This window comes from Brevibacillus sp. (assembly GCF_003521185.1).
GTDB lineage: Bacteria > Bacillota > Bacilli > Brevibacillales > Brevibacillaceae > Brevibacillus > Brevibacillus parabrevis.
This window is the reverse complement of sequence record NZ_DOTK01000043.1, coordinates 62363-69254: the sequence shown is the minus strand read 5'-3', so window position 1 is coordinate 69254 and position 6892 is coordinate 62363. Positions and strand designations below refer to the sequence as shown.

The 6892-nt window shown below is 44.8% G+C and carries 7 protein-coding genes and 1 pseudogene; 5 read left to right on the top strand and 3 right to left on the bottom strand.

The features are described 5' to 3' along the window. Positions 1–270: 270 nt before the first annotated feature. The 3 genes from DEP07_RS12770 to DEP07_RS12760 all read left to right on the top strand — a co-directional run bounded on the left by DEP07_RS12770 (position 271) and on the right by DEP07_RS12760 (position 1564). Complete coding sequence (locus DEP07_RS12770) at positions 271–810, top strand: sigma-70 family RNA polymerase sigma factor (protein WP_167470229.1); 540 nt, start codon at positions 271–273, stop codon at positions 808–810. Next, positions 807–1004, top strand: a complete 198-nt coding sequence (locus DEP07_RS12765) for a helix-turn-helix domain-containing protein (protein WP_122962485.1) — start codon at positions 807–809, stop codon at positions 1002–1004. The genes DEP07_RS12770 and DEP07_RS12765 overlap by 4 nt, the downstream gene beginning before the upstream one ends. Before the next feature lie 122 nt (positions 1005–1126). Then, positions 1127–1564, top strand: coding sequence for a hypothetical protein (locus DEP07_RS12760; RefSeq protein WP_122962484.1), 438 nt, complete (start codon positions 1127–1129; stop codon positions 1562–1564). 84 nt (positions 1565–1648) lie between these two features. On the opposite strand, the gene DEP07_RS12755 is transcribed toward DEP07_RS12760, so the two are convergent. Beyond that, positions 1649–2125 carry a hypothetical protein gene (locus DEP07_RS12755; protein ID WP_122962483.1) on the bottom strand — a complete coding sequence of 159 codons (477 nt, stop codon included), beginning with the start codon at positions 2123–2125 and terminating at the stop codon, positions 1649–1651. Positions 2126–2396: 271 nt separating this feature from the next. Beyond that, positions 2397–3143 (bottom strand): annotated as a pseudogene (tnpC, locus tag DEP07_RS12750) (IS66 family transposase); the annotation flags it as partial. A 333-nt stretch (positions 3144–3476) separates the two neighbouring features. Here tnpC and DEP07_RS12745 point away from each other — a divergent pair. Next, complete coding sequence (locus tag DEP07_RS12745) at positions 3477–4313, top strand: hypothetical protein (protein ID WP_173599542.1); 837 nt, start codon at positions 3477–3479, stop codon at positions 4311–4313. A 434-nt stretch (positions 4314–4747) separates the two neighbouring features. On the opposite strand, the gene DEP07_RS12740 is transcribed toward DEP07_RS12745, so the two are convergent. Then, positions 4748–5644, bottom strand: coding sequence for a LysR family transcriptional regulator (locus DEP07_RS12740; RefSeq protein WP_063228853.1), 897 nt, complete (start codon positions 5642–5644; stop codon positions 4748–4750). Between the two features lie 130 nt (positions 5645–5774). On the opposite strand from DEP07_RS12740, the gene DEP07_RS12735 reads away from it, so the two are divergent. Beyond that, positions 5775–6845 (top strand): YeiH family protein, encoded by a 1071-nt coding sequence (locus DEP07_RS12735; RefSeq protein WP_287102571.1) that lies wholly within the window; start codon positions 5775–5777, stop codon positions 6843–6845. Positions 6846–6892: the final 47 nt, after the last annotated feature.

The following is a 6892-nucleotide window of genomic DNA, read 5'->3' as shown; positions in this document are numbered from 1 at the left end:
AACTTTTTGATTGACATTCACACATGTACTTATTTTGTTTGCCATTACCAAAGAAACGTACCTTTTCATCATCTGTTACAGCGTAAAGGGGAAGGTGAGAGTGCGTAAGCTTACACTTAATTACAAAAATTTACATTTAAGGAATAAACCAATGCAAGGTTTAGTTATTTAGTAAAATGGATATTGTAGAACGGGACGTGTCAGTGAGAATCTGGCACTTTTATTTTTTGTTCAAAAAGAGAACGTACGATCTTGTTTGGGAGGGATTTTTTGTTCAGGCCTACTAACTTATCAAATCAAAAGTTTTTGGATGCATTTCTAGCTCAAGAAGACAATCAGCAACTATGCCAAAGAGTGATTGCTTCACCGGACGATACGCAGAAGAGAAATGATGAATTGAATAGTAGGATTCAGGAGTTTTACGCTGAGCTTCAACTAATCAAATATATTTCATCACTCATCCGTTTTACAGCTATCGAGTTAGCTGTTCGTACTCAAAAGATAGGAAAGGTATTCCAACCTACAGATGAAATTGAAAGGGTGATAGACAGCTTTGTTAGTGACACTGGCAAAAGTGAGTGGGAAAACAAAGCTAAGTGGGAGGATGTAATAGCTGACAAACGAGTTTTGGATGCTGTTCAAACTCTCACAGAAAAGGAAAGGGAGATACTTGCACTTCTATATTTGAGGAATCTCAAAGAGGTGGAGGCTGCGACCCTGTTAGGCACAAGCCAGCAAGCAGTTTCTAAAACAAAGAAACGAGCGTTACTGAAGCTTAGAAAACAGCTATTGGGAGGCGAAAATACATGAGCCTGTTAACGCTGGTAAAGCGAGCGCAAAATAATGATGAAAGTGCAATGGTAGAGATCATAGAAAGATTTGAGCCAAAGATTCGCAAGTCGTTGAAATTCACGGATATAGGTGTACGTGAGGACATACGTCAAGAAATAGTCTTTCGGATGATTAGAGCTGTCAAAACCTATAGCACAAAAAATTGCTTATGATAAGCAAAGAAAAAATTTTGAGATCGGGTTGTTATTTTTTACCTTCGATTCACTTTAATGAATACCAAGTTAATCACCGCGCGGAAAATTGCTTGGAATAAATTTTCGGAGGAAGATAAATTATGGCACGTACAAAATTGAAACAATACGTTGATACGATTACTGTTGACCAAGACGACCTTGATGATCTTGCCGAAGCTATGTCGGACGTTCTCAAATACGGTGTAATCCAAATGGATGATAATAAACTGGCGAATATGGCTTCACTTACGGCGTCTGTAATTGGGATCGTATTTAATCTTGTCCGACCTCTCAGTATCGCGGTAGGTGTTGTTGGTTTGGTTGCATCCTTATCACCGAATTTGAAGAAACAATTAGAAGATAATATTCGGATTGCGATCGACGATATGCATGATACTCGTCGTTTCATGAAACGAAATGGATACAGAAAGGCTAAGTTGGAATTCCCATTTATGGACTATGAAGACATTCGACTAATCACAGGTAAAGGAAATATTCTTCGACTACAGGATAAAAATGGTCGTTGGGAACAACCGTAATTAATACAAAAGGAGATATTCGGTTCAATAGCCGAATATCTCCTTTTGATCTTAATATTACAGGGAGTAATAAGTTGCATGGTGTCAAATTATTTTTTTTTTTGCTGAATTGAACACTTCGTGGATTTCTAAGTCAGGATTATTTTCAATTTTATAAACAGGGATATCGTCAGATGATGATTTTCCGTAAAATATCATGTATGTAGTACCAGAGAGATAAATTGTCCCGATATCCTGTTTATTTGCATAAACATCAATGGTATACGTATGAACATTTTCTTTTACTTCTTTTGCACCAGAGTTATTTGCATCAGATTCGCTTTTAATTCTGCGAAGTTCCATTTTGGAAAAATCATTGAGTACTTTTTGAATCTCTTTTGGGTCAGTAATTTCTACTTTTTCATTTTCTTCATGGTTATGAATAGTAAGCGAGGTTATCTTTTGCTTATCAAATAAGGCTAGCTCATCAAATGCCCAGACTTTCAATCCAGGAAAATAGACGAGGTTACTGAGTGCAATAATTCCGATGAGAGATAAAATAAGGATATAAAATTTTTTCAAGGGTGACATCTCCTTTATAAGTGCATCCCCTCAACAAAAAAGGAAATGCATACTTTTATGGAAAATGAACATACAATTTGAATTATCACTTAATATTACCATATTATGTAAATTATGCAAATGCCCCATTTTACCTAAATCGTAATTTCAAAAAGAACGAAGATGATCTGTTTAGGCATAGAGAAAAAGGCCCAAAATGCATGAGCCAGGAAAATGACAGAAAGCCGTAAGCGTCAAATAGCCCCCACCTTGTTGCTGGTCTATGCTGGGGTCAAGAGTTGAACACGCGGCAAGTTAGCAGTAACGACGGCGACCAAGGCAGCAAACTATCCAGGGTTTCTGGATTTTTCAGAACGGGAAGCTGCGGGAGTTGTTCGAATAGGTACGTCAAGTACTTGAACGGGTTCAGTCCATTCTCCTTGGCTGTTTCGATGACACTGTAGATGATTGCGCTCGCCTTTGCACCGCGAGGCGTATTGGCGAACAGCTAGTTCTTTCGTCCGATCACAAACGGCTTCATCGACCGCTCGCTGCGGTTGTTGTCAATCTCGAGCCGCCCATCCTGCAAAAACGTCGTCAGCTTGTCCCACTAATTCAGGCTGTAGGCAATCGCCTGCCCCAGCAGACTTTTGGGAAGCATTCGGGGGCGTTACTGACGCAACCATGCCAAATAAGCGTCCAAAATGGGCTTGCTTCGCTCCATTCGGACGGTATAACGTTCCTCTGGTGTCACGTCCTTCAGTTCCCGCTCAATGGCAAAGAGCTGGTTGCAGAATTGAAGCCCTTGCTGAACTGCTGTTTCGTCTTTGTCTGGGGAGGCGGGCAGCGCCTTCAACGCCTCGTCAAACTTGCGACGCGCATGCGCCCAGCATCCAACGAGGGGTGACATCCTTCACCTTGTGGTAACCGGCATAGCCGTCCACGTGAAGATAGCCGCCAAACCCCGCCAGAAAGTTCCGGGGATGCTCACCGCCGCGCGTTGTCCGGTAATCGTAGAGCAGATGGGCGGCCCCATGCGGACAAACTGCTGCTCCTGTCTGTACAACGGTTGGCTGTCCACGTACTTCTGCATCACTTTACCAAACGAAGCGGTGTCCTTCTATTTTTCAAGCAGTACATCCAATTGATCTTAAATCTAAGCTGTACCTAAAGTTAAGCCGATTTTCGCACTGCGAAAGTTGAGTACTGTAAAAACCAAAAAAACTTAGACAAGCTTCGACAAAACCAATACTATTTTACCTTACTGGAAGCTAGTTAAATTCTATGAAATAGGACAAAATGTCGAATTTAGTAGATAACTAAATATTTACATTTTTGGGTTTTCATAAGAAAATCCTTGTGTACATCTAAATTGAATATTACAGAAGTGAATATTCGCATGAAAAATATATCTATTCGTGATTACACACCAACGCCAAGCAAGAATAGTACTCCTCAGAGTTCTAAAGCTATTAGCCCTACTACTAGTACTCCACCTCGAAATGATGTAGCATCTACGCCAGCAAAACCGAAAAGTGACTCGGTTCAAATTAGCCCAGCCGCTCAACAAGCTTATAAGAAAGAACTAGAAAAACCTACAGTGCAAACCCGTGTAAATGCTGAAAGTACATCTGCTGGCGGTGGTAGCTCGTCAAAACCTACGAACGATAAAGAAGCCCATGGATATAGTCCAAGCGGTAATCAACACACAAACAGCTCCTCGTCAAACTCTAAAGCCGACAAAGATAAAGAAGCCTATGGCATGAATTATAAAGGGGTTGGTGTAGCTGCTGCTGTTGGTGCTGGCAGAGAGATCTACAAGAGTACGCAAATATATAATGAAAAGTCAAAAACTGCACAGGCTGCATCTAAAATAAATCAGAACCTTGGTCCACGTGTACCAAAACCTGATACGGTAGGATCAGGAATTAGAGGGGGCTTAGTTGGAGTAGGGGTTTACATAGGAGCAGAAACCATTGTAAAACCTCTCGTGAAAGATTTAGAGAATGCTTACAAACAAAACGGCGTAAAGGGTGTCGGACTGGAGCTTCTCAATAAGTCCATCATAACTACTCCAATTCATGCTAATGAAACTCTCGATAATAAAACATCTTTTAGAGAAGAAAGAAGGGAAAAAGAAAGAGAAAGACCTGAGAAAACTGAAAGCTCACGCCGCTCTTCCGATAGAATGGATAAAATGATAACATAGGATAAATATTCTGGGACAAGAAAGGATTCAGCATGATAAGCGTATTCTTGAAAAATTTTTTTTATGCTATGTCAATCGCTTTGCTTGTTCACTTTGTTACTACATTTTATGAATACTTAACGAAACAACATAATTTAAAGATTTTGTTCAACATAAGATACTTTATCATTTACGTAGCCATAAGTTTTGTCATTAGCACAATTTTTACAGTCTACCATTTTTGGGAGTAAATACAAAAAACAATTCCGGGACGCTGGTACAGAGCGGCTCGGTTGGCACCACCTTCCGCCTGACGCTCGCTCTGCCCTCTGGCGGAAACTCATGAGTGAAAGCAATCTGCTCTCCGAAAAGCTCCCCCGCCCGCTGAAAGTCGCGCATATATCGCACGTATAAAAAGGAAGCAGCGCGTCTGATCGACGGTGCTGCTTCCCTTTTTATACGTGCGATCCTTCTGGCAGATGGGAACGAATGAGATCCATGAAAATTTCCAGCGCCCGCGTCTGAAATTCGTTCGATTTCGTCACCAGCGAAAAGTCCCGCGTCACGGGCGTTCCCGCTATTTTCAGCGTACAGAGCGTGCCGAGCTGACGTTCTTTGCGAATCGCCCAATACGAGAGCAGACTGATCCCCAAGCCAGCCTCGACCGATTCCTTAATGACTTGGGTACTGCCAAACTCCATTCGCTTCTGTGGCTGAAACTGGAGCTGACGAAACATTTTTTCCGCCGCTTCCCTCGTTCCTGAGCCTTCCTCCCGCACGATCCAGGTTTCCTCCATCAAATCATGGATGCTGACTTCTTGTTTGCTCGCCAGCCGATGACCGGGAGAGATAATCACGTACATGCGATCGTCGGCAAATGGCTCGATGCACATTTTGTCATTGACGTACTCCCCTTCGACGATCCCTACATCAAGCTGCCGGGTTGCCACCAGATCCACAATCACGGTTGAATTGTGAATCGTGATCGTCGGAGTGATCAGCGGATAGTCCTTGCGCAGCTTGGCGATCACATGTGGCAGGACGTACTCGCCATACGTATAGCTGGCGCCAATCGTCAAATGCCCGCTCGGCGTGTTCATCAAGTCATCGACGAGGCTTTGCATGCGCGTATACAGCCCCAATATTTCCCGGGCATGGTGGTAAACAATTTCGCCCGCCTTGTTCAACCGGACGTATTTGTTGCTGCGCTCCAACAGTTTGGTTCCGATCGTCCGCTCCAACGACAAAATGTATTGGCTAACCGCAGGCTGGGTCATGTGCAATTCCTCTGCGGCCCGCGAAAAGTTTTGCCTGTCTGCCACCGTGACAAACACACGCAATTGCTGATCCACGCAAGCCTCCCTCCCTCGATTGTCTCTACTATACAAAATTACTTATTGTCATTATATCAATCATTTATTTTTCTTATTGTAACAGTTGTTTTATGCTTTGGTTGTCAAAACTTTTCAAGGAGTGATTGCAATGGCTTCCCCGCTTAACGATAGCGCGCCATTGAACGACAGCCATCATCCATCTGCTCAATCCAAAAGCAAGCATACAAACACTCCCGCCTCGCTTCCGCTGTGGATAGCGGGCGTCGCCTTTACGTTTCTCGTTGCCGTGCTCGGCTACGGTTTGGCTCAAGTTCCCGGCTTTGACCGGGTCGGGCCACTCGCCTGTGCCATCCTGATTGCGGTGGCGTATCGCCAGTTTTGGGGCTACCCGGAGGCGTTGCGCGCTGGCATTCAGTTCTCGGCAAAACGCTTGCTGCGGCTCGCCATCATCTTGTACGGTCTTAAGCTGAATGTCGATGTCGTTTTGCACCAAGGTCTTGGCTTGCTCGTCTACGACGCCGGAGTCATCGTATTCGCTATCGCGCTTACTGTGCTGCTCGCCAAATGGCTGAAAGCCGACGCCTCCCTCTCCCTCTTGCTCGGCGTCGGGACAGGAGTCTGTGGAGCGGCAGCGATTGCCGCCGTTTCCCCGATCATTCAGGCCAAAGAGGAAGACACCGTCATCGGCGTAGGCATTATCGCCTTGGTCGGAACCATTTTTGCGATTCTCTACACGGTGCTGCGCCCGTTTTTGCCGCTGACTGCCATTGATTACGGCATGTGGTCCGGCATCAGCTTGCACGAAATCGCCCACGTTGCACTCGCTGCTGCTCCCGCCGGGCAGGATGGTCTGGCGATCGGGCTTTTAGCCAAGCTGGGCCGCGTCCTCCTCCTGGTTCCGCTCTGTTTTCTCCTGATGTTCTGGATGAAACGCAGCGGCAAACTGCAAGGAGAAGCAAAAGTCGAGTTCCCCTGGTTTTTGATCGGCTTTCTCGTCATGAGCCTGTTTGGAAGCTATGTGCTGGGAAAACAAATTCCCGTCTCCGAGTCCTTCAACGCCGGAGTAGCCCACGTGACCACCTTCGTCCTCACGATGGCAATGGTTGGCCTTGGGCTGAACGTCAACCTGCGTGCCCTGCGCACGAAAGCAGCGAAACCGCTGATTGCCATGTCGATCACCTCCGTGCTTTTGTCACTGCTCTCTTACGTGTTGATTTAACTGTGGAACAATCATGTCGCCTTGCGCACAGCGAGGCGATTTTTTTG

What these genes read in the sequence shown, in the direction of transcription:
- DEP07_RS12760 (WP_122962484.1), top strand. Translation starts at nt 1,127, where the DNA reads ATGGCACGTACAAAATTGAAACAATACGTTGATACGATTACTGTTGAC.
- DEP07_RS12735 (WP_287102571.1), top strand. Translation starts at nt 5,775, where the DNA reads ATGGCTTCCCCGCTTAACGATAGCGCGCCATTGAACGACAGCCATCAT.
- DEP07_RS12765 (WP_122962485.1), top strand. Translation starts at nt 807, where the DNA reads ATGAGCCTGTTAACGCTGGTAAAGCGAGCGCAAAATAATGATGAAAGT.